This is a genomic window from Lactococcus petauri, assembly GCF_002154895.1.
GTDB lineage: Bacteria > Bacillota > Bacilli > Lactobacillales > Streptococcaceae > Lactococcus > Lactococcus petauri.
In genome coordinates, this window is record NZ_MUIZ01000005.1 from 15,153 (window position 1) to 38,780 (window position 23,628).

Annotated in this window: 24 protein-coding genes; 4 read left to right on the forward strand and 20 right to left on the reverse strand. The window is 38.8% G+C overall.

The window, feature by feature from the left end; all coding sequences use genetic code 11:
• Window positions 1-23 precede the first annotated feature (23 nt).
• Window positions 24-1,211, reverse strand: coding sequence for an elongation factor Tu (gene tuf, locus BZZ03_RS07845; protein WP_003133474.1), 1,188 nt, complete (start codon window positions 1,209-1,211; stop codon window positions 24-26).
• Window positions 1,212-1,392: 181 nt separating this feature from the next.
• On the opposite strand from tuf, the gene BZZ03_RS07850 reads away from it, so the two are divergent.
• On the forward strand, window positions 1,393-1,575 hold the full coding sequence (locus tag BZZ03_RS07850; RefSeq protein WP_017370573.1) for an SPJ_0845 family protein: 183 nt from the start codon (window positions 1,393-1,395) through the stop codon (window positions 1,573-1,575).
• A 61-nt stretch (window positions 1,576-1,636) separates the two neighbouring features.
• Window positions 1,637-1,753, forward strand: a complete 117-nt coding sequence (locus BZZ03_RS07855) for a DUF4044 domain-containing protein (protein WP_004259413.1) — start codon at window positions 1,637-1,639, stop codon at window positions 1,751-1,753.
• A gap of 58 nt (window positions 1,754-1,811) precedes the next feature.
• Here BZZ03_RS07855 and ileS read toward each other — a convergent pair whose 3' ends face one another.
• The 15 genes from ileS to glmU form a co-directional block, all read right to left on the reverse strand.
• Entirely contained in the window at window positions 1,812-4,598 is a 2,787-nt protein-coding gene (ileS, locus tag BZZ03_RS07860) for an isoleucine--tRNA ligase (protein WP_086582953.1), read from the reverse strand.
• A 460-nt stretch (window positions 4,599-5,058) separates the two neighbouring features.
• On the reverse strand, window positions 5,059-5,910 hold the full coding sequence (locus BZZ03_RS07865; RefSeq protein ID WP_086582954.1) for a DivIVA domain-containing protein: 852 nt from the start codon (window positions 5,908-5,910) through the stop codon (window positions 5,059-5,061).
• A 26-nt stretch (window positions 5,911-5,936) separates the two neighbouring features.
• Window positions 5,937-6,734, reverse strand: coding sequence for a YlmH family RNA-binding protein (locus tag BZZ03_RS07870; RefSeq protein ID WP_086582955.1), 798 nt, complete (start codon window positions 6,732-6,734; stop codon window positions 5,937-5,939).
• Entirely contained in the window at window positions 6,731-6,976 is a 246-nt protein-coding gene (locus BZZ03_RS07875) for a YggT family protein (protein ID WP_003133468.1), read from the reverse strand. The genes BZZ03_RS07870 and BZZ03_RS07875 overlap by 4 nt, the downstream gene beginning before the upstream one ends.
• Window positions 6,977-6,982: 6 nt before the next feature.
• Window positions 6,983-7,561 carry a cell division protein SepF gene (locus BZZ03_RS07880; protein WP_086582956.1) on the reverse strand — a complete coding sequence of 193 codons (579 nt, stop codon included), beginning with the start codon at window positions 7,559-7,561 and terminating at the stop codon, window positions 6,983-6,985.
• Between the two features lie 40 nt (window positions 7,562-7,601).
• Entirely contained in the window at window positions 7,602-8,273 is a 672-nt protein-coding gene (locus BZZ03_RS07885; protein ID WP_017370568.1) for a YggS family pyridoxal phosphate-dependent enzyme, read from the reverse strand.
• Entirely contained in the window at window positions 8,273-9,547 is a 1,275-nt protein-coding gene (gene ftsZ, locus BZZ03_RS07890; RefSeq protein ID WP_017370567.1) for a cell division protein FtsZ, read from the reverse strand. Before ftsZ ends, BZZ03_RS07885 begins: the two co-directional genes overlap by 1 nt.
• A gap of 27 nt (window positions 9,548-9,574) precedes the next feature.
• Window positions 9,575-10,936: a cell division protein FtsA gene (gene ftsA / locus BZZ03_RS07895; RefSeq protein WP_017370566.1), complete on the reverse strand. Its 1,362-nt coding sequence runs from the start codon at window positions 10,934-10,936 to the stop codon at window positions 9,575-9,577.
• 119 nt (window positions 10,937-11,055) lie between these two features.
• The gene (locus BZZ03_RS07900) at window positions 11,056-11,928 is read right to left on the reverse strand and encodes a DegV family protein (RefSeq protein ID WP_086582957.1); all 873 of its coding nucleotides are present in this window, start codon (window positions 11,926-11,928) and stop codon (window positions 11,056-11,058) included.
• A 10-nt stretch (window positions 11,929-11,938) separates the two neighbouring features.
• Window positions 11,939-12,667 (reverse strand): 23S rRNA (guanosine(2251)-2'-O)-methyltransferase RlmB, encoded by a 729-nt coding sequence (gene rlmB / locus BZZ03_RS07905; protein WP_017370564.1) that lies wholly within the window; start codon window positions 12,665-12,667, stop codon window positions 11,939-11,941.
• A gap of 49 nt (window positions 12,668-12,716) precedes the next feature.
• The gene (pepC, locus tag BZZ03_RS07910) at window positions 12,717-14,027 is read right to left on the reverse strand and encodes an aminopeptidase C (RefSeq protein ID WP_017370563.1); all 1,311 of its coding nucleotides are present in this window, start codon (window positions 14,025-14,027) and stop codon (window positions 12,717-12,719) included.
• 75 nt (window positions 14,028-14,102) lie between these two features.
• Entirely contained in the window at window positions 14,103-14,783 is a 681-nt protein-coding gene (locus tag BZZ03_RS07915; RefSeq protein WP_061414501.1) for a 5'-methylthioadenosine/adenosylhomocysteine nucleosidase, read from the reverse strand.
• 94 nt (window positions 14,784-14,877) lie between these two features.
• The gene (gene macP, locus BZZ03_RS07920) at window positions 14,878-15,156 is read right to left on the reverse strand and encodes a cell wall synthase accessory phosphoprotein MacP (protein WP_003133453.1); all 279 of its coding nucleotides are present in this window, start codon (window positions 15,154-15,156) and stop codon (window positions 14,878-14,880) included.
• Window positions 15,149-15,733: an NUDIX hydrolase gene (locus tag BZZ03_RS07925; protein ID WP_017370561.1), complete on the reverse strand. Its 585-nt coding sequence runs from the start codon at window positions 15,731-15,733 to the stop codon at window positions 15,149-15,151. Before BZZ03_RS07925 ends, macP begins: the two co-directional genes overlap by 8 nt.
• Before the next feature lie 32 nt (window positions 15,734-15,765).
• Window positions 15,766-17,142: a bifunctional UDP-N-acetylglucosamine diphosphorylase/glucosamine-1-phosphate N-acetyltransferase GlmU gene (glmU, locus tag BZZ03_RS07930; RefSeq protein ID WP_017370560.1), complete on the reverse strand. Its 1,377-nt coding sequence runs from the start codon at window positions 17,140-17,142 to the stop codon at window positions 15,766-15,768.
• A 157-nt stretch (window positions 17,143-17,299) separates the two neighbouring features.
• Here glmU and proC point away from each other — a divergent pair, with 157 nt between their 5' ends.
• A complete protein-coding gene (gene proC, locus BZZ03_RS07935; protein ID WP_017370559.1) occupies window positions 17,300-18,091 on the forward strand; it encodes a pyrroline-5-carboxylate reductase in 792 nt (263 codons plus the stop codon).
• A gap of 143 nt (window positions 18,092-18,234) precedes the next feature.
• Window positions 18,235-18,504, forward strand: coding sequence for a 30S ribosomal protein S15 (rpsO, locus tag BZZ03_RS07940; protein WP_017369110.1), 270 nt, complete (start codon window positions 18,235-18,237; stop codon window positions 18,502-18,504).
• Window positions 18,505-18,584: 80 nt separating this feature from the next.
• Here rpsO and pknB read toward each other — a convergent pair whose 3' ends face one another.
• Genes pknB through fmt form a run of 4 tightly spaced genes read right to left on the reverse strand, consistent with a single transcriptional unit; the run spans window position 18,585 to window position 23,551 of the window.
• Window positions 18,585-20,543, reverse strand: a complete 1,959-nt coding sequence (gene pknB, locus BZZ03_RS07945; protein WP_086582958.1) for a Stk1 family PASTA domain-containing Ser/Thr kinase — start codon at window positions 20,541-20,543, stop codon at window positions 18,585-18,587.
• Window positions 20,543-21,316, reverse strand: coding sequence for a Stp1/IreP family PP2C-type Ser/Thr phosphatase (locus tag BZZ03_RS07950; RefSeq protein WP_017370557.1), 774 nt, complete (start codon window positions 21,314-21,316; stop codon window positions 20,543-20,545). Before BZZ03_RS07950 ends, pknB begins: the two co-directional genes overlap by 1 nt.
• Before the next feature lie 20 nt (window positions 21,317-21,336).
• Window positions 21,337-22,608: a 16S rRNA (cytosine(967)-C(5))-methyltransferase RsmB gene (rsmB, locus tag BZZ03_RS07955; RefSeq protein WP_017370556.1), complete on the reverse strand. Its 1,272-nt coding sequence runs from the start codon at window positions 22,606-22,608 to the stop codon at window positions 21,337-21,339.
• Entirely contained in the window at window positions 22,598-23,551 is a 954-nt protein-coding gene (gene fmt / locus BZZ03_RS07960) for a methionyl-tRNA formyltransferase (protein ID WP_086582959.1), read from the reverse strand. Before fmt ends, rsmB begins: the two co-directional genes overlap by 11 nt.
• Between the last annotated feature and the right edge of the window lie 77 nt (window positions 23,552-23,628).

Below are 23,628 nucleotides of genomic sequence, written 5' to 3' on the forward strand. Positions count from 1 at the left end.
TCACTTCAATAATTCTTAACGAATTATGCTTTGATTTCAGCTACGATACCTGAACCAACAGTACGTCCACCTTCACGGATAGAGAAAGTAGTTCCTTGTTCGATGGCAACTGGGTGGATAAGTTCAACATCGATGTGAACGTTATCACCAGGCATTACCATTTCAGTACCTTCTGGAAGTTTAACTGAACCAGTAACGTCAGTTGTGTGGAAGTAGAATTGAGGACGGTAGTTGTCGAAGAATGGAGTGTGACGTCCGCCTTCTTCTTTGCTCAATACGTAAACTTCACCTTCGAATTTAGTATGTGGAGTGATTGAACCTGGTTTAGCGATAACTTGACCACGTTCGATTTCGTCACGTTGAACACCACGGAGAAGTACACCAACGTTATCGCCGGCAAGACCTTCGTCAAGTGTTTTACGGAACATTTCGATACCAGTAACGACAGCTTTTTTAGTGTCTTCTTTGATACCAACGATTTCGATTTCGTCGTTGACTTTAACAGTACCACGTTCGATACGACCTGAAGCAACTGTACCACGACCAGTGATTGAGAATACGTCTTCGACTGGAAGCAACAATGGTTTGTCAGTGTCACGTTCTGGAGTTGGAATGTATTCGTCAACGATGTCCATAAGTTCTTCAACTTTAGCAACCCATTGAGGTTCACCGTTCAAAGCACCAAGAGCTGAACCAGCGATTACTGGAGTATCGTCACCTGGGAAGTCGTATTCTGACAAGAGGTCACGTACTTCCATTTCAACAAGTTCCATAAGTTCTTCGTCATCAACGAGGTCAGCTTTGTTAAGGAATACGATAAGGTATTTAACACCAACTTGACGTGAAAGCAAGATGTGTTCACGTGTTTGTGGCATTGGTCCGTCAGTTGCAGCAACTACGAGGATCGCACCGTCCATTTGGGCAGCACCAGTGATCATGTTTTTAACGTAGTCCGCGTGACCTGGAGCGTCGATGTGGGCATAGTGACGTTTATCAGTTTCGTACTCGATGTGAGCAGTGTTGATAGTGATACCACGTTCGCGTTCTTCTGGCGCAGCATCGATAGATGCGAAATCAGTCGCTTTAGAGTAACCTTTGTCAGACAATACTTTAGAGATTGCAGCTGAGAGGGTAGTTTTACCATGGTCAACGTGTCCGATAGTACCAATATTTACGTGCGGTTTGCTACGGTCGTAAACTTCTTTAGCCATTTTAAAATGTCTCCTTTGAGAAAAAATATATTTTTTATAGGTAGCAGTGCTTTACACAAACTACCGTTCCATAACATTATACTGGATTTTCGCTTTAAATGCAAACTTTATTGCTATTTATCTGGCTTTTTTTGACTTTTCGTAGTAAAATATATAAAAAATGATAAGGAGTAATATCGATATGGGATTAACTTTTAGAAAACGTGATGATTTCGATAAAATGATGGATGATTTAGGCGTCTCAACCGGTAATTTAGACACTGATAAAGCAACAGCGAAAACTGAGAAGCAAGAAGATCCATTTGCAAAATTCTTAGAACCAAAAGAGTCTTCAAAATCTGAAACGGACAATTCTGGTAAATAGTGTGACATTTTACTAATTTATTGCTAGAATAGAACTGAGAATAATAAATATTGAGGAAACTATGGCTTACAAAAAGAAACAAAAATCTACTTTTCAAAAAGTGACGATGGTTGTTGTCGTTGCGATGCTGCTACTTATTGTCTTTAGCTCCCTAGCTATGGCTCTGTCTGCATTTTAAAAACTGCTTGAAGCAGTTTTTTATATTATAAAAAGCTTGGATATCCAAGCTTTTTATTTTATTCAAACCCATCAGTTAATACTTGAGGAAATTCATTTTTTACAATGGTAGCACAGCTTGAGCAAAGGGCATGTAAATGTTCATTTTCATCAGTCCCAACGGTCACATCTGTACGGCGGCAACGGTCACATACTTGACCTGCTGCTTGTTCCACAAGAATAGCTACATCATCAAATTTAACAGCTTCTTCTGGTGCTCCTTCATTTGATACAGAGAATTCTGAAACAATGAGAAGTTGAGCAACATTTTCATCAAGACTTACAAGAAGACTTGAAACCACTTCATTAGGATATACAGTAACTTTTGCTTCAAGTGATTTACCGATTAATTTTGCTTCACGTGCTTCTTCAAGCGCTTTAAGTACTTTATTTCGGAAATCAAGGAATGCTTCCCATTCACCGAGTAACTCTTCTGAGCCAGTGAAGTCTTTAACTTCAGGCATTTCAGCAAGATAAGCGAACTCTTCCGTTTCTGCTTCAAGGTATGACCAGATTTCTTCTGCTGTGTGCGGCAGAATCGGAACTAAAAGTTTTGTCAAATCTGCAAGCATTGTATACATCACGGTTTGCATTGAACGACGATCTGCAGCATTGGCTGCCTCGATGTATACCACATCCTTAGCAAAATCAAGATAGAAAGCAGACAAATCATTGGTCAAGAAGTTAATCACTTGCTTATAAACACTCATGAAATTGTATGAATCATAAGCTTCACGTACTGATTCTACTAGTGTATTGAATTTGACAAGCATATATTTATCAACACTACGTAAGTTTTCATAAGAAACCTCATTTGTGTTTTTATCAAAATCGGTAGTATTTGCGATTAGGAAACGCATTGTGTTACGGATTTTACGATAAACTTCTGAAACTTGATTAAGGATCTCCATAGAAACACGAACATCGGCTTCAGTATCGACAGAAGCTACCCAGAGACGAAGAATATCTGCCCCTAATTTTCCTGTCACATCTGAAGGTAAAATTGTATTACCAATAGATTTAGACATTTTACGTCCTTTTCCATCAAGAACAAAGCCTTGTGACAGAACTGCTTTGTATGGAGAAACACCGTTAACAGCAACTGAAGTTGTGATTGAAGAGTTAAACCAACCACGATATTGATCTGAACCTTCAAGATAAAGATCGGCAGGATAAGATAGGTAATCACGTTCGTTCAGAACACCATTCCATGATGAACCTGAATCAAACCAGACATCCATGATGTCTTTTTCTTTTGTGAATTTACCGTTTGGAGAACCAGGATGAGTGAAGCCTTCTGGTAACAACTCTTTAGCTTCACGTTCAACCCAAACTTTTGAACCGTGTTCCGCAAAAAGCTGGGCAACATGTTCTGTTGTTTCCGGCGTAATGATTGCCTCTCCATTTTCCGCATAGAAGATTGGCAGTGGAACACCCCAAGCGCGTTGACGAGAAATGACCCAATCTCCACGGTCACGAACCATATTATAGAGACGTGTTTTCCCCCAAGGGATAATCCAATCCACTTGTTCAATTTCACTTAGGATATTTTCACGGAAGTCATCAATCGATGCAAACCATTGTGGTGTTGCACGGAAAATAACGGGTTTCTTTGTACGCCAATCATGTGGGTAACTGTGCGTAAAGAAGTCAAGCTTCAGTAGAGCTCCTTTTTCTTCTAACCATTTACTTACAATTTTGTTTCCTTCATCGTAGAAGATACCTTCTAAACCAGGTGCTTCATCCGTATAGTAACCACGGTTGTCCACAGGTGATAGAACTTCAAGTTTATATTTACGGCTAAAGAAGTAGTCATCTTCACCATGACCTGGTGCGCTATGAACGAGTCCAGTACCAGAATCAAGTGTGACATAATCCCCATTCATAATTAATGACTCACGATCATAAAATGGGTGATAAGCCGTCATCATATCCATTTCAGAACCTTTAAGTGTTTGAATTACCGTTGGGTTTTCCCACTCTAAAGTCTCTGCCACCTTGCTAAGCATTTCTGAAGCAACAACAAATTTACGATTTCCTACTTCTACAACTGAATATTCGTAGTCTGGATGTACAAAAATCCCCATATTTGCTGGCAATGTCCAAGGTGTCGTTGTCCAGATAACAAATTCTGCATCTTCTGGTAACAAGCCCTTAACATCTTTTGCTTTGAAAGCCACAAAGATTGATGCCGAACGGACATCTTGGTATTCAATTTCCGCTTCTGCCAATGAACTTTCTGATGAAGGAGACCAGTAAATTGGTTTTTGACCTTTGTAGATATAGCCTTTTTCCGCCATTTTACCGAAGACACGAATTTGTGCAGCCTCATATTCTGGGAGAAGTGTCATATATGGACGTTCCCAATCTGCTAAAACTCCTAAAGACTTAAAGTCTGAACGTTGCATATCTACTTGCTTGAGCGCATATTTGCGACACTCCTCAAGATAGTCTAACATGTCCATTTCTTTACGGTTCATACCCGCTTTTGAAAGTTGTTGTTCGATAGGTAAACCGTGAGTATCCCATCCTGGTACATATGGTGCACGGAAACCAGACATGGATTTATAGCGTACAATAATATCTTTCGAAATTTTATTTAGGGCATGTCCAACGTGGATATTTCCATTTGCATAGGGAGGTCCATCATGCAACATAAACGATGGTTTACCTTCATTCAGTTCTTGACGTGCTTCATAAAGTTTAGCTTCTTCCCAGCCTTTTTGCCAGCCAGCTTCTTTATTTGGCAAGCCTGCTCGCATCGGGAAAGCCGTTTTCCCTAAATTCAATGTATCTTTAATTTTCATAATTTTTACCTTTCTTTTAAACTTTATCTGTTTACCAGTATCTCTAAACTCTCTGTTTCTTGCGTATTATCATTCTAATCCGCTAAAGCGGAAAGAATATTTCTTGGTTCACAACTCGCTTCGCTCCCTGCGTATTATCATTCTAATCCGCTAAAGCGGAAAGAATGTTTCTTGGTTCACAACTCGCTTCGCTCCCTGCGTATTATCATTCTAATCCGCTAAAGCGGAAAGAATGATAATAAAAAACGGTCTTCCGAAAAAGGACGAAAGACCGTGGTACCACCTTAATTTTTCTCACGAAAAGTGAGAACTCTTACGTACGTAACGTGTACAGCGTCTAAACTTACTTGACTTGGGCTTAGAATAATTTAGGTGATAATCCGAAAAACAGGGAATATGAGACTTCCATCAACTCTCACTTGCTGTAAATATATTTTTCTTTTCTTGTCCTAAAATTAAATTATTTATGTTCAGGTGCTTCTACTTCTGGAACTTCTGTTTGCATTTCTGGAAAAACTGGATAAGAAGTTTCTTCATTTTTTTCAGTTTCTGCAACTTTCCCTTCTTCTGAGGGTATTTTTTGAGTTTCCTCTTCAAGAGCAGGAGCCAAAACTTCTTTCACAGTCTGTGGAATTTCAGTTTCTTCAACTTCAACTATTTTTTCAGTTTCTTCCTTAACTGTAGGTTCTACAACAGTGTTTTCTTCAGCCTTAGCAGGTTCATCTTTAGCGATATTTCCTTGTAAAGATGTATCACTCAACTGCATATCCACAATTTCTTGAAGCTTTTCTTCAGGATTTGTAATATGTGAAGATGTTGCTTCTAGAGTATCTTGCCAATCTTCTGAATGAATACTTGCCAACTGAGCCTCAATGATTGAAGTCATACGTTGGTGATAAAGACGCATTTTACGTTTCAAATCATCTGTATCACGAACCAAGCGACGTGCATCATCCGAAGCTTGATTAAGGATTGTTCCTGCTTCTTTTTTAGCGGCTTCAATAATGAGCTGACCTTTTTGACTAGCTTCAGCAATAATGCTGTTTGATTCACTCTGTGCTTGAACACGTAAATTGTCGGCCGCATCTTGTGCAACGACAATAGATTTATTCAAGGAATCTTTCATATCATCGAAATATTTTACGCGTTCACGTAAAGCCTTAAGCTCACGCTCTTGATCTTTAATTTTTTGTGCAAATTCATCGTAATCACGAACAACGATATCTAAAAATTCTTCAATTTCATGTTTGTTGTAACCACGCATTTGTGTATTAAATGTTTTATTTTGAACATCTAAACTATTTAATGCCATAAGTACCTCCAATCTCCCAAGAGACTCTATCTTTTCTTATGATTCTTAGTAATTTCACATTCGATTTTCTGTTTACCTTTTTTGGTTTCACCTAAAATTCTTAGAATCTTAATACGACCTAGGCCACGAACACTGATTAAATCTCCTTGTTCGACAGTAAAATCTTTCTTTTCAATTTCAAGGTAATTTAATTTTACCTTTCTTGATTGTAACATATTTACGGCAAGATTGCGAGAAATCTCGAAAGTGCTTGCAATAATTTTGTCAATACGCATACTCGAAACTAAGACTACTTTCATTACCGAGGCAGCTTCTGTTTCTATCAGCTCTTCAAATGGTTTTTCAACAAATTGTACGGTGGCAGAACCAATTTTTTTGATATTATTCTGAAAGATTTCAAGAAGATGTTTGGAAACAAAAACTTGTGCCCTTCCTTCGCTTAAAATAATATCGCCAAGCTCTGAACGCCGAATTCCCGTTTGACCTAAGAAACTTCCTAAAATTTGGGAATGCTTGAGTTGATAAAATTTCTTAGCGTATAAAATTTCTAACAACGCTATGTCAAAGTCTGCGACATCTAACTGATAAAATTCAGGCGCAATAATAATCTTAGTGAGTTCGGTCTGGGCAATATCCTGAGTAGAAAAAATCTGAAGTTCCCGCTTATTTGCTAAAGATTCGAGAATTTCAACTTCTCTAGGATTTAGAAAATAAGTAGTAACTACAGAATAATTGTTTTCCACACGATCCATCCAGTCTAAGACACGATCAATAAATTGCTTTTCATCAGGATGAAAGTGTTGATATATATTTTCATGACTCATAAGAAGCGTAAAAGAAGTTGTTGAATAACTTGTAAAGCAATTACACCAAGCACGATTGTGAAATCTAATCCTGCAAAACGTAATGGAATACCTTCAAATAAGCTCAGATAAGGTCTTGAAATTTTGACAATAAAACGGCCTACAGCTGTATCATAAAGGCTTGGTATCCAACTCATCAGAGCATAAGCTACCAAAACCCATGTATAAAGACCAATCAGTCGAATTAAAATATATATAATCATAGTTTATTAAATATCGAAGTTCTCAAAGTTTTGCCCTGCCAAGATACTTAATTCTTGGGAAGCATCAACTGTGATATTCGCCGGTGTGAGTAAGAAAATTTGTCCGCCAACATTTTGAACATCACCATCAAGTGTAAATACAACACCAGTCAAGAAGTCAATTGAACGTCGTGCTTGGTTATCTGGCATAAACTTGAAATTAACCAAAACCGACTCTCCATTTTTAACGATGCGCGCAGATTCCATAATATCAGAATAGGCACGTGGCTCTTTGATGGCAATAACTTGTCCTGCATTTGTTGTGGCTTGATTCATCATAGGTTTTTGAACTTTTTTCTCTGTTGTTTTAGTGTTATTTGTTGTTGAAGAAAAGGGTGCTGGGCGTTTAGCAGTTGATTTTGCTTGCGCTGGTCTTTGAGGTTGAACCGGACGATTCATACCTGTGGCTTTCTTTTCTGTGTTTACTGTTGAAGACTTTTGCGGTTGTGGTTGTGGCTTTTGTGCCGCTACAACGGGTTCATCATACTCATCGTCGTCCTCTTCGAAAAATTTTTTTAATTTATCAAATTGATCTTTTAAGGCCATACTTCCCTCCGTTTTCAATGCTTAAGATTCTATACAAATTTTATTCAAAAAATGCTGTACCAATTCGAACAAAGGTCGCTCCTTGTTGAATTGCTCTTGTATAATCACGGCTCATTCCCATACTCAATTCAGTACAAGGAATATTAGTAATTTCTTTAGCCGCAATTTCGATTTGCAATTGCTTCATCGAAGCGAAAATGTTATCCAACTGCTCATTATCAGCATCAATCGGCGCCATCGTCATCAAGCCCACAATTTCCACATTATCTAACTGTGAAATTTCTGCTAAAGCTTGATCTATGTCTTCTGGCGCAAATCCATGTTTTGTCTCTTCACCTGAGATATTGACTTCGAGGAAACATTTTATCATATGTTCCGCACGTTTTTCAATTTCTTTGGCAAGCTTGACCGAATCTAAAGCATGAAAGTAATCAACTAAATTAATGACATCTTTTACTTTACGGCGTTGCAAATTTCCGATGAGATGCCAAGTAATATCTTTGTTTTCAAGAGCCTTATATTTTTCAAGAAATAAATCTGTACGATTTTCTGCTAAATGATGAATACCTGCTTCAACTACTTGTGCTGCTTTTGCAGTATCGACATACTTGGTTACGGCAATCACCTGAACGTCTTGATTTGAATAAGGAGATGTAGCTTTTGCCACATCTACCTTGTTCAAAATATTTTTAACATTTTCTGCTATACTCATTATTTACGGAAAAATGGTGGAGTATCGATATCTTCATCTGTAGATGGGATACCTGAGAAGCTTGTAACATTGGATGAGTTTTCACGGTTTTGATTTCCGTTTTGACGCGGTGAAGCATCACGACGAAGATCCCAATCGCCAAAAGCAGATCCTGATTTTTGTGTAGGAGCTTGTTGTGCTTGTGAAGGCTGTGAAGCTTGTGCTGGTCGTGAAGTTGGCGCTGAGGCTTGTTTCATCGAAGTATGTTGAAAGTTAGGTTGACGACGTGGTTCATCTACAACTGGAGCTGTAGATGTTCCTAAATATTCATCAGTTGCATCTTGTGAAACACCTGTTGCTACAACAGTAACACGAATTTCATCACTGAGTGAGTCATCAATAGATGTACCCAACAAGATGTTCACATCGTTACCTGCAGCTTGAATAACAATTTCTGAAGCATCTTGAGCTTCAATAAGACTCATATCCATACCACCTGTAACATTAAGAAGGACATTTTCAGCACCTTCAATTGTTGTTTCAAGCAATGGTGAGTAAATAGCTTTACGTGTTGCTTCAATGACACGATCTTCTCCAGTTGCAACACCGATACCCATGAGGGCATCTCCTTTGTTTGCCATAACTGTTTTCACATCAGCGAAGTCAAGGTTAATCATACCTGGATTTGTAATCAAGTCAGTAACACCTTGAACACCTTGGCGGAGAACATTATCTGCTTCACGCAATGCCTCTGTCAAAGGAGTTTTCTTATCAACGATTTCAAGCAAGTTGTTGTTTGAGATGATAAGTAATGTGTCTACATTTGCACGAAGATCTTCAATACCTTCTGTTGCAAAGTAGCTACGTTTTGAGCCTTCAAAACCAAATGGACGAGTTACAACTGCAACTGTCAAAGCACCAATTTCTTTTGCGATTTGAGCGATTACAGGAGCAGCACCTGTTCCTGTTCCACCACCCATACCAGCAGTGATGAAGACCATATCTGCGCCTTCAAAAGATTGGGCAATTGTTTCTGCAGATTCTTCTGCGGCACGGCGACCAACCTCAGGCTGTGCACCTGCACCAAGTCCTCGTGTCAATTTTGGACCAAGTTGAATTACTGTATCTGCTTTTGAACTGCGCAAAGCTTGTACATCTGTATTAGCTACGATAAAGTCAACGCCAGAAACGCCTTCTTCAATCATGCGGTTAACTGCGTTACCACCGCCGCCACCAACACCGATAACTTTAATTACAGCGCCTTGAGCGATTTCTGTATCAAATGAAAATTCCATGTTTTATTTCTCCGTTATTAAGTCGTTTTAGTCAAAAAGGTTTGAGAACATGTTGCGCATACGATCCACAACACCTTCTTTTTCTTCTTCAGGTTCAGCTGCTGGTTGAGCAACTGGACGAGTTGGAGCTTCTGTTTGGTAGAAGTTATTTTCTTCATAATCCATTGTATCTGTTGCCGGAAGAACAGGTTCTTCATATTGCGCAACAGGAGCAACATATGTGCTGTCAGAAGCAATGGCTTGTGATACAAGTCGATCAATGTCTGTGCGTTCACCAACGTAGTTGACAACACTGATTACTTGAGCGAAAGCTGGGTTACGTAAGCCCATTTCGCTTGGTACGAAAAGACGTGCGTTCATCCCAATAACTTTTGTTGCAAGATTCACTGTGCCAGGCATTGCCGCAGCTCCGCCAAGAACCACAATTCCACCAGGATAATCTAATGAACGTGTGTTTTCCAAATCTGATTTCACACGGTTAAAAATTTGTGTTAAGCGTGCTTCAATAATTTGTGAAAGGTAATATTCTGTGATTTCTTCTGGGTCTGTTTGTCCAACAACGTCAACCGGGAAGTATTCTTCTTGACTGGCGCGCTCAGTACTTGCTTCACCATAATTTAGTTTCAAATCTTCTGCTTCACTCAATGAAGTATTAAGTACAGTAGAAATGTCACGTGTCACATAATCGCCACCTTCTGGGCTTGTATGTGCAAACTTCAGTTGTTGATCACGAACAGCGGAAACTGTTGTTTGGCCTGCACCAAGATCAATCATTACTGTACCAAACTCACGTTCTCCTTCTGAAAGTACATAGTGACTCATAGCCAGCGGAGCAATCACGAGATTATCCACAATCAAGCCAGCACGTTCCACAACTTTACGAATGTTGTGCACTAATGTTTTTGGGCCAGTATAAATGATACCACGCATACCTAAACGTACACCAAACATCCCACGAGGGTCAGATATTCCTGTGAAATCATCAACTGTAAACTCAGTTGTCTCTACAGAAATTATTTCACGTTCAGGAACTACACCACGCATCAATGCATTTTGCACCGTTTGCATTACATCATCTTCTGTAATTTCTTTTGAAGTCCCGATAATTGGAACCATGCCTTGGCAGTTTTCCATTTCGAGTTGATTGGCAGGAATACTGACATTAATTTTGTCAATCGTAATCCCCGCACGTTCTTCAGCAGCGTTAACAGCCTTGCGTAAAGCTGTTGCCACCTTTTCAATATCTACAATAATTCCGTTTTTTAGACCGTCAGATTTTGCATTACCGACGCCAATTATATTCATTTCGTCTGAGACGTACTCCGCAACCAACACTTTAATAGTATTTGTACCGATGTCAACGCCCGTATAAAGTCCACTTTTTAGCATAAAAGCGACCCCTTTCCTCACATATCACAATTCATATTTTCAATTTATCGAGTTTACACTCACTCTATATTTTAACACAAAATCACAGTAAAACAAGAGTTCAACTGTGATTTTTTATATTATTTTCTATTTTTTTTAGTAATTGAAAAAATCGCCAAAGTACCAGAACCTGTATGAGTGACAATCGTTGGACTCAGAGGACGGATGTCAACCTTGTCAACATGTTGTTCCAAGAAGAGTTGTTTCACTTCTTGAGCAGTGGCTTCGCTCCCAGAATATGCCACAATTACATGTGAATAAGCCGGGTCCATCTCTTCAAGTGTCATGTCAACTAAACTTTTTATCGCTTTCTTCTTGCCACGTACTTTAGTCAGTTGTGTCAACTTGCCTTCTGCATCTACGGTAAGGAGAGGTTTGATGTTGGCCATCGTTCCAACCATAGCAACAGCTTTGGGAATACGTCCTCCTCGTGCCAGATGATTCAAGTCGTCAACCATGAAAAGACTCTTAAGGCGTAAAATAAGTGTTTCAAAAATAGGCAACGCTTCTGTCAAACTCTTCCCAGATTCTCGTAGATTCACCATTTCTTGGACCAAGAAACCCTCTCCAGAAGCTGCGGCCAATGTATCCACTATCGTAATTTTAGCTTTCGGATATTCTTCTAGAATCATCTCTCGAGCAATAACGGCAGATTGATAAGTACCTGATAAGCCTGATGAAAAGGCCAGATACACAATTTCTTCTTCTGGATTTTGGCTTATAAATTTTTTGAATAACTCGGAAAACTGGCCAGAATTAATTTGTGATGTTTGAACAGTTTTGCCTGCTTTAATTTCTCGGAGAAGGTGTTCATTACTCAGGCTATTTTCGCCAATAGTTGGATAGGTTTGCTCACCAATAGTGACAGTCATTCCTAATACAGCTATGTCGTACTTTTTTAAATAATCTTCACTCAAATCCGCTGTTGAATCGGTAACAATGCGAAAAGTCATCTTTTTCCCCTTACATCTTATTTCTAAAAATTTCGTACATCAAAATACTGGCAGCAACACTTGCATTCAAACTTTGAACATGGCCAACCATCGGAATAGTAATCATCTCGTCCACTTGTTTCTTCAGATTTTGACCAATACCTTTTCCTTCATTTCCAATCACCAAGGCAACTTTACCCGAGGTATTCCATTTAGAATAAGTGGTACCGTCCATGTCGGTTCCAAAAGTCCAAAAACCAGCTTCTTTTAGTTTATCTAACGTTTGAGAAAGATTAGTAACACGTACCACGGGCACATGTTGCAAAGCACCTGTACTTGCTTTTACTGCTGTTGGCGTGATGCCTACCGCGCGGTGTTTGGGAATAATAATCGCATCTACTCCTGTTGCATCTGCTGTTCGGGCAATTGATCCTAAATTGTGAGGATCTGTCAGCTCATCTAAAATTAAAATTGTCGCAGTTTCTTTATCCGAAACTTGTGCTAAAATTGTTGCCAATTCTGCATAAGCAAATTCTGCCACACGGGCAACAAAACCTTGATGAACTCCGTTTTCTGATATTTTATTTAATTCAGTTTTGGGTGTCCAAGAGATGTTTACTTTTTTTTCACGCGCAAGTTCCTTGATTTTCTCAACGTTCTTACCCCGTAATTTTTCCTCGACATAGAGTTTATTGACTACTCCTGCATTGAGTGACTCTGTTACAGCATGTAAGCCGTATATGATATCCGTATTTTCCATAATATTATTATAGCAAAAAAGATGTCCATATGGGACATCTTCTCTTCTTTTAAGCCAAAGCTCCCATAGGATCCCAAGGTAAGAGGATCTGAGGTTCAGCATTGTAGGCTGCAAGTTCTTCAGGAGTGAGCAAATCTTTGCGTACTACGATTTGGTAGGTATATTCATCCATCCAAGCATCAGAGGCCACAAAATAGCCTTCCTTACCAACATCTTTCCCCCAAGAGTTTTCAACTTTCCATTTCGTAGGTGCTCCATTTTCATCCAAATCTACACCTGTTAAAACCATAGCATGTGTCATTAAAGATTCAGCATAATCTAAGCGTGAAGCTTTGTCCTGTGTAAAGTGAATATCAAGCGCTGTCTCAAAATCATATGCATCAAGAGTCAACAAACCATCCTTACGATTTGAAACTTGTCCAACATCACAACCAAACCAAACTGTTTCACCTGCTTGCATTTGTGCAATGGCGAGTTTTTTGAAACGATCCATGTCAAGATTCAAGTGCTTAACATCACGAGCTCCAACCACATTTCCCAGAAATTCAACTGTGTATGATTTGTTGTAAGGTTTATCTTCTGTTGGTGCATTAATGACTGAAACATAGTCATCAAGTTTGATATCTACATATTGAGCATAAAATTCTTGGGCTGTGCCTGAGAATTTTTCTAATGCGCTTTCTTTGTCACGGAATGCATACTCAAAATGTTGCGGAGGAAGTCCAAGAGTTGCTGCTAAAAAGTTAAAAATTTCTTGTAACAAATCTTCTTTAAGAACTTGTACATCTTCGCCCTTTGCCAGTGCTTCTCTCAATAATTGAGCATCTTGGCGCAACAGTTTGTCTAAATACTGGTTGAGTTCACGCGAATTAGAAGATGCTGCTGATTCAGGATAAATATCCTTAGGAACAACACCGTATTTTTCAAAAAGCGCCACAACCATATCCCATTGTCCACCATCTTGTTGTGGTGTTTGGAGTAAAAATTTCAAGCGACGATCGTCCATATCTACATGGTTAATAATTTGTTCCATAAACCAATTTGACTTTTCGTATTTATCCCAAAAGAAAGTGTAAGCCTGTGACAGTTCAAAGTTTTCTAACTTAAATTGTCCAATCATTTTATGACGGAAAGTATTCAGAGCAGCAAACATCCAACAACGACCTGATTGTTTTTGATTCGTTACTTTATCTTTGGTAAGGTCAATTGAAAACTCTGGAATATTGTTGGCATGTGAGCTACGAACTTCCAAAGCATTCAGGAGCCCATTTTTCGTCGCTGCATTCTCTACAGCACGAAATTTAGGGTTTTCCGCAAAGTTGTCATAAAGTTTTTGTGTGAAATCTTGAGTAATAGTCATTTCATTCTTCTCCACTTCCATGTATTGATTTTATTATTATAACTTTTTCTGGTGAAAAAGTCAGCTAATTATCGTTTATTCCATATTGTTCAGAAAATTCATTAATGTTTGGGCAGATTTGCGACCAGCTTCAATAATAAATTCATCAAATTTCACATTTGCATCGTGGCTTGCTGTATCCGACATCGCACGAATAATGACAAACGGTTTTTTCAAGGCTGTTGCTGCTTGGGCAATCGAAGCCCCTTCCATTTCAACGGCCAAAACATCTGGAAAGTGTTTTTTAATTTCAGCAATGCGGCCGTCGCTAGAAATAAAGCTGTCAGAGCTTGTAATCAGACCAACAACAGGATTCTCAATCGCTTTTTTAAGCTCTGAAACAAAATATTTACTGCTCTCAAAATAAAGCGGCTGTTGCGCCATTTGCCCAAAAGCATAGCCAAAAGCTGTAACATCAACATCATGATAAGCAAGCTTGTCAGCAACAACAACATCGCCTATTTTTAATTCGTGATTAACCGCACCAGCAGAACCTGTATTAATAATCCCATCAACGGAAAAAACTTCAACCAACAAAGTAACTGCCATTGCAGACATCACTTTACCTATTCCTGATTGGACCAGTACAACCTCATGACGACCTATTGAGCCGGTATGAAAGACATAACCGTGACGTGTAATCTTACTTGCATTGTCAAGATTTTCTACAAGAGTACGGAGCTCTTCTTCCATTGCACAAATAATTCCTAATTTCATTTTTATTCTCCTTTTTCTTTCATTGTGGTAAGTACATTATATAGTATAAAAGTTTAAAATAAAACCCCACATATATGTGAGGTATAGATATCATTTAGAAATAGTACCAGAAAAACAAAATTCCTATCCCAATTACAACAAGCGAAGTAATAAGGAGCCATTTGTTTACACGACTACTTCGTTTTTTCTGCTTGGCATTTTCAATGCGGCGACTTTTATAAACCGCATTTTTTGATAAATCACGTTCAAGTTTATCGTATTTCTCTGATATTTCTCGATCTTGCTCTAATTCTTCTTTGAGACTTCTCTCTAAACGTCTTCTTTTTCGCTCTGCATCCTCAATGATATCATCTGTCAAAAGTGGTTTAGGCATCTAAATCTCCTTGTTTTTTCAGATTTTTCAGCTCCCAGTACCAAACAGCCATGATTGTCTTAGCATCACAAATTTGCCCTTCTTCAATCATTGTCTTAGCTTCCGGAAGCGTCACTTCAATCATTTCAAGAAATTCTCCTTCGTCTTTTGGACGAGGGTTTTCAACCTTCGTGAGTCCAATAGGGAAATAAAGATATGTTTTTTCAGAAGAAAAACCAGGTGTACCATAAAAGCTCGTAATTTCGACAAGTTGTTCTGCTGTGTAGCCCGTCTCTTCTTCTAATTCACGTAAAGCGGCGGCTTTCGGGTCATCCAACTCATCGGCTTCTAGTTTCCCCGCAGGCACTTCATAAATAAATTTTTCAAAAGCTTTACGATATTGTCCTACCAATACAAGCTTATCTCCACTTATTGGTGCAACAGCAACACCACCATTATGAAAAACTAGCTCTCTTGTTGCCATTGTTTCATCTGGTAAACTTACTAAGTCTTTTACCACTCGAAAAATTTGTCCGTGAAAAATTTGCTCACGAGACAAAGTGGGTTCTTCAAACTTTTTCTCGTCAAATTCTCGCATGTTTATCTCCGTTATCTTTATTTTCTTATATTTTACTCACCACGAAAATGCGGCAAGCGACGTGCAGCACCTGACTTTTCAACTTGACGTGAACGTCCAATTGCGATACTTTCTGGTGCAACATCCTTAGTAATGGTTGAGCCGGCAGCAGTCAAGGCGTTTTTACCCACACGAAGTGGTGCTACTAATGTTGAGTTAGAACCAATAAAGGCAAAATCATCAATTTCCGTATTGTATTTATTTTGACCATCATAATTTACAGTGATTGTTCCAGCACCGAAGTTCACTTTTTCACCAACTGTTGCATTACCAATGTAAGTAAGGTGACCGGCTTTTGTTCCTTTACCGAGTGTTGAGCCCTTGATTTCAACAAAGTTACCCACATGAACTTTTTCGCTGAGAACCGTTCCTGGGCGTAAGTGAGCATATGGTCCAACATTACTCATAATGTTCATTTTACTGCTTTCAATCCATGACGAACGGATTTCACAATGAGAATGAATTTCTGAATTCTCAATGCGGCTTCCACTTGTAATCAAGGTTTTCTTACCAATAACGGTATTACCCATAATTTGTACATTTGGTTCAATGACCGTTTCTTCACCGATTTCGATATCTGCATCAATATAAGTTGTTTCTGGATCAATAAGTGTCACACCATTGACCATATGTTGATGGTTGATGCGACGACGCATAATTTTTTCTGCTTGTGCTAAAGCAACACGATCGTTTACACCAAGACTTTCATCAAAGTCTTCTAAAATATGGGCCGTAACAGTTTTTCCTTGCTTTTTGAAAATTTCGATAACATCTGTCAAGTAGTATTCACCTTGTGCGTTATCCGTTGTGAGATTTTCAAGCGCTGAGAACAAAGCCTTGTTATCAAAGATATAAGTACCTGTATTAATTTCTTGAATAGCTTGCTCTTCTGCAGAAGCATCTTTTTGCTCCACAATTTTTTCCACACAATCCTCAGCATCGCGGATGATACGTCCATAGCCTGTAGGATTTGGTGCAATAGCTGTTAAAATAGTTGCGGTAGCTTTTTGCGCCACATGATACTCAAATAATTGTTCTAAAGTTTCGCCTGTAATTAAAGGTGTATCTCCCGCAATAACCAAAGTTGCACCTTCTTCATTTTCAAGCAAATCTGAGGCAATGCGAACCGCATGACCAGTTCCTAATTGCTCATCTTGTTTCACAAAGTTTGTTCCTTTAGGAAGAGTTTCAATAACTTTATCTGCTTCATGCCCAACAATCACGATACGTTTTTCCATATCCACTTGATTCACACTTTGTAAAACGTGACCTAGCATTGTTTTTCCTGCCACATTGTGAAGAACTTTTGGTAAAGACGATTTCATGCGCGTGCCTTTTCCAGCCGCGAGTATAATTGCATATTTTTCCATTTTATATGGCCTCCAAAACTTGTTAAATTTCTAATAGAATATACATCGATTATATCACATTCTAAGAGTATTTCTAATTATTGTCTTTGTTTCTATAAATATGCTAAAATATATGCTAAAATGAAGGAAGTTCTACTATAAAGAAAATGGAGATAAAATGAAAACAATTGGTTTTATAGGTGTCGGTAAGATGGCATCTGCTATCATTACTGGACTTGATAAGTCAAATGTCCGCGTGCTTATTTCGGGACGTGATTTGAGAAAGACACAGGAGCAAGCTGATAAATTGGGTGTGTTTGCTAGTCACTCACATGGTGAGCTCGTTGAACAATCTGATCTTATCGTTATGGCTGTCAAACCTCAAATTTTGCCTGACATCATGGAAGAGATTTCCCCTCTGTTTACGAAAGATAAAACCCTTATTTCTATCGCAGCCGGTTTCGATTTAGAAGCCTTATCAGACATGTCTAAAACATATGACTTTCCTATCATTCGCGTAATGCCAAACATTAACGCACAAATTCAAAAATCGACTTCTGCGATTGTACGTAATGAGTATGTAAGTTCTGATATCTATCAGTTGACTCAAGAAATCTTCTCTTCCATCGGTACTGTTCATGAAGTTGCTGAAAAAGATTTTTCTACTTTCACAGCGATTGCTGGTTCTAGTCCTGCATATATCTATATGTTTGTTGATGCTTTGAGCCGAGCTGGTGTTCTTCATGGTATTCCTAAAGATCAAGCTACCAAAATCGTTGCAGAAACCGTTGCAGCTTCTGCTCAAATGATTTTGGAATCAGGTGAAGGTCCTTGGACTTTGGTCGATAAAGTTTCAAGTCCTGGCGGGACCACTGTTGCCGGTGTTGTTTCTTTAGAACAAAATCATTTTGTAGCCACAGTAATTGATGCAATCACTGCAACGATTGAAAAAGAAAATACCTTAAACTAAAACAGCTTTTGTTACCTAATAAGCTTGTAAAAAGTCTAAAAATAGTGTAAGATAAGTAGGTAGTTTTTTACAACTCATTCTTGGTTTTGCGCTTTGCCTGCGCTCTACTCGGTATGAGCACTAAATAAAAAGGAGAAAAACTCATGGCAATCTCAAAAGAAAAAAAACAAGAAATCATCAAGCAATATGCACGTACTGAAGGCGATACTGGTTCACCTGAAGTTCAAATCGCTGTTTTGACTTGGGAAATCAACCACCTTAACGACCACATCAAATCACACAAAAAAGACCACGCAACTTACCGTGGATTGATGAAAAAAATCGGTCACCGTCGTAACCTTCTTGCTTACCTTCGTGAAAAAGATGTTCAACGTTACCGCGAACTTATCGCTTCACTCGGTCTTCGTCGTTAAGACTCAGAAAAAAATGCCTTTGGGCAGTTTTTTTCTTTTACTATATAAAAAACTTCCAGATATCTGGAAGTTTTTTTGTGTCAAGACGCTTGTTCCGTTGTACTATTCGTGTCTCCATTGTTTGATGAAGAATCTTTTTCTTGGTTGGAAGAGTCTTTACCTTGTTCTGGTGAAGTCTCTGGTGTTGTTTCTGGAGTCGTCTCTGGTGTTGTTTCCGGAGTTGTTTCAGTTGTAGTTTCTGGCGTTTGATTGCCACCAGTATTACTATTGTTAGCTTTAGCCACTGTCAATGTAATTTTTGTATTTGAAGGATTAAATTCTTTTCCTGATTCAGGGCTGGTCTGTGTTACATAATAACCATCGAGGTTAGAACTTGAAACCTTGCTAGCCGTGCTAGCATCAACAAAAGTTATATTGGATGTAGGAACACCAAGACTTTCAAGCTGATTGAGGTAACTGATTGCTGATGTTGAGCTTAATCCACCTGAAGTAAGAGCAAGCGCAGGCATAATTACTGTCTCGCCTTCGGATACATCAAATGTAATTTGATCGTTACCTGTCGGATCGAAAAACTCTCCTTTAGCTGGCGTTTGTTTCACAATAGTGCCAGAATCTTCGGAGCTTGTCACGTAGTTAACCTTAATTTGGCTCTTACTGATATTTTTATTCAAAACAAGCTCGTCAACAACGTCTTCATATTTTTGACCTACATAGTCGTCCATCTTGAAGCCGGTTGCACCTTGTGAGACATAGATATCTACTTTGCTATTTTTTCGGACATTTGATCCAGATTCAGGATTCGTACGTGTTACTTTGTCTTTTTCAACCGTCGTACTTAGTTCGGGAATAATATTTCCTACAGCAAGATTTTTCTCTTTCAGTTTACTTTCTGCTTCTGCCTGTGTCATATTTGTCACATCAGGAACAGAAACATTTTGAGGTGTTGTAATCATCCAAGCTGTGACGCCGCCTGCAATAAGTACAAGGGCAAGGATAATCCAAGCAATTAAGCCTTTGCGTGATTTTTTCTTTTTTGGCTCAGAATCTGTTTTTGCCTTATCTTCAGACGCTTTATCTTTAGCTTCATCCTTTTGCTCAGCTTGCGGATGATCAATTAATGGCTTCGTATCATAAGGATTAATTAACTTACTAGGCAAAGCTTTAGTTGCATCTAAATCCTTATCAAAGGTAAGCTTCGGTTCTCCTTTACGATCCAAACTGGTAGCCGTAGCGAGATCTGTCATCATCTCCTCAACATTCGCATAGCGATTGTCGATATCTTTAGCTGTTGCTTTGATTACGACATTTTCTAACGCTTGAGGTACATTTTTGTTGATGTTGATAATGCTGGGTACATTTTCCTGAAAATGTTTCAAGGCAATGGCTACTGCAGAATCGCCATCAAACGGGATCTGCCCTGTCAACAACTCAAACAAGATAATACCAATAGCATAAATATCTGACTGAAGCGTTGCATTGGCACCACGCGCTTGTTCTGGCGATAAGTAGTGAACACTACCAAACATCGTGTTCGTTTGTGTTAAACTCGTTTCTGTTAAGGCTTTGGCAATACCGAAGTCCGTCACTTTCACGTTACCACTTTGTGAGAGTAACACATTTTGCGGTTTCAAATCCCGGTGAATAATGCCATGGTTATGGGCACATTCCATAGCCGAAAGTATTTCTGAAGTAATATTCACTGCCTCATCATTTGATAAAGGGGCGTGTTCATTGATGTATTGCTTTAAAGTCATACCATCAACATATTCCATTACGATATATTGTTGATTTTCAGACTCTCCTACATCAGAAATACTAACGATATTGGGGTGAGAAAGTTCTGCCATTGCGAATGCTTCTCTTTGAAAACGAGCAATGGCAATATTGTCATTTTCAAAATTAGAACGCAAAACTTTAATAGCGACTTGCCGATTATCAAGATATGTATCTTCACCTTGATAAACATTGGCCATACCACCACGACCAACTTCTTTAATGATTTTATAGCGATCTGCAAAGATTTTTCCGATTTGAATCATCAGTCAACCTCCACATCTTCATTCACCACTGCAGACTCTTCGTCAATTTTCACCAAGATTACTGTGATATTGTCATGACCACCTGCTTCATTTGCAAGACCTACAAGTATTTCCGTTTTCTCTTCAATACTAGCCTCAGAATAAACAACTTCTAAAATTTCCTCAGCAGAAATCATATTGGTCAAACCATCAGAGTTCATCAACAGATAGTCCCCTGGCTGAACATCAACAGCTTGTAAATCAGCTTGTACTTCGGCTGACTGGCCAAGAGAACGTGTAATGATATTTTTGTTAGGGTGTATTTCAGCTTCCTCTTCAGTAATTTGACCTGCATCAACAAGTTCTTGAACTAAAGAATGATCTGTTGTAATTTTTTGCAATTGTCCATCACGAATGAGATAGGTACGACTGTCACCAACGTGAGCCGAAATGACTTGTCCTTCTTGCATCACTAAAGCTTCAAGAGTTGTTCCCATCCCTTGATATTCATCTAGTTTACCTAAATCTGCAATATTTTCACTTTCATTACGGATTTGATTGCGAAGCCATGTTTCCATTGTCGCAACAGGTGTGCCATCATCAAAAAATGATTCGGACCACAATTTCCCCAAATCCTCTACGGTTAATTTACTAGCGACATTGCCTGCTTTGTGACCACCCATACCATCTGCTAAAAGAAAAAGACGATAACCTGCGCGGTTAACATAAGTGCCTGCAAAGTCTTGGTTGGCAGTACGTTTCATACCAATGTCTGATAAAATACTATATTCCACTTTTGCTCCTTATAAAAGAATTAAAGTTTTCTGAATTTCGCAATAAAGAAACCATCTGTATGGTACATTTCCGGTGTAATGAAAATACAACCGTCTGTGACAATATCTTCTTTTTCGTGCGAAATTTCAACCTGTTCAAATTCTGGATGAGCCTCAAGGAACTTATTGACTACCTCAAAGTTTTCTTCATCAAAAATTGTGCAGGTACTGTAAACCATTATACCATTTTTCTTCAGCTTTTTCGAAGCACTGTCCAATATTCTCAGTTGGATTTCCTGTAAATTAAGAAAATCAGAGCTTTCTTTACGATAGCGAATATCAGGTTTGCGACGAATTAAACCAATACCCGAACACGGTGCATCAACCAAGATGCGGTCAAAGTCCTCATCATCTGCAAAACGTTCTTCTAATTGTGTTGCATCGGCTTTGACTGTCGTAATTTTTTCCCACACGCCTTGACGTTCCGCATTGTCTTCAATGAGCTTTAGCTTGTGATCGTATAAATCACAGGCTGTAACATGTCCTGTATCAAGATATTGAGCGATATGTGTTGTTTTACCTCCTGGGGCAGCACAGGCATCAAGAACCCGTTCACTTCCCGTTAAATCAAGTTGTGGGGCTACCAACTGACTTGTCTCATCCTGAATGGTCATTTTTCCTTCAATAAATGCTTGGCTATGAGCAAAATTACCATGGTCTGCCACACGGCCAACCGGCGAGAGTTCTGAAGGAACTGTGTCAGGAATAGTAACTTGAGGATCAATTATTCTGAGACTGGCTTTACTTGGTTTTTCTAAGCTCTCTAAAATCATTCCTGTACGTTTCCCACCAAACTGACGTACCATTTTATCCAAAAGAAGTTTTGGCATAGAATATTTGATTTCCCAAGTTTTTGGTTCTTCATTTCGGCGTTCTGACCGCATAAAATTACGTAAAACAGCATTAATAAAGTTTCCTGCTTGCTGTCCATCCTTACGTTTAGCTATCTTAACTGCCTCATCAACCGCAGCTGAAGTTGGCACTTTATCCATAAAAAGGATTTGATATATAGTCATTATCAAAAGCATCTTGGCCCAAGGTTTCGGTTGTTTTTTAAAGAAAGGCTCTAGATACCACTCCAAAAGTTTTTCCTTGGACACTACACCATAGACCAAAGCCGTTACAAAATTACGATCTAAGTCCGAAAGTTGTACTTCACGTAACGTTCTATCTAAGGCGATATTCGCATACGCATCATTCCCAAAAATATCGTTAAGCACATCGAGTGCGACTTGTCTTGCATTACTTGCCAAATTGATCACCTATATTTACTTTCTGTCCTAAACCATTGAGGAAACTAACAATATCCATTTTGGGTTTTCCAGCCGGCTGTACTTCTAAAAGTTCTAAGGCACCAGAACCTGTTGCCACTACGAGCAATTTTTTTGTTTTGTCAATGATTTCGCCAGGCTGTCCGTGTTTGTCTGTGTCAATGGGACGACTATTGTAGATTTTGAAACGCCCTTCATTCCAGGTGGTATGTGCCACAGGGAAAGGATTCATACCGCGAATCTGATTAAAGATTTGACGATTATTTTTTGTCCAGTCTATTTTTTCTTCTTCAGGACTAATGTTTGGAGAAAAAGTAGCTTGCGTTTCATCCTGTGCTTCTGGCTTGATTTCTCCTGCAACATAGAGAGGGAGTGTTTCAAGAAGAAGATCACGACCGACAACAGCTAATTTTTCAAACATTGTACCTACATTATCTTCTTCTAAAATCGGAGTAGAAGCTTTTGCAACCATATCGCCTGCATCCATTTTTCTAACCATCTCCATAATGGTCACGCCTGCTTCTTTTTCGCCATTCATAATTGCATAATGAATAGGTGCTCCGCCACGGTATTTAGGCAATAAAGACGCGTGAACATTTACCGCAAAAGCCATTGCATCAAGCAATTTCCCCGGCAAAAATTGTCCGAAGGCTGCCGTTACAATACCTGCACCTTGAGCGCCAAAGGCTAACAATTCTTCCATTTCAGGCGAACCAGATAATTTCTCTGGTTGTAAAATTTTCAAGTTAGCTTTCAATGCTAACTCTTTTACAGGTGTTTGTCGAAGTTCTTGCTTACGTCCCACCTTACGATCTGGTTGCGTCACCACAGCTAAAATATCATAACGTTGGCTATCAATTAATCCTTGCAAAACCGTTTGAGAAAACTGAGGTGTCCCCATAAATATGATTTTCGTTTTTGTCATAGTATTATTTTAACACGTTGTCTAAACCTTTTTCTTAATATTTCAAGTTTATGATTATTTCCTTGAACAGGTTACTC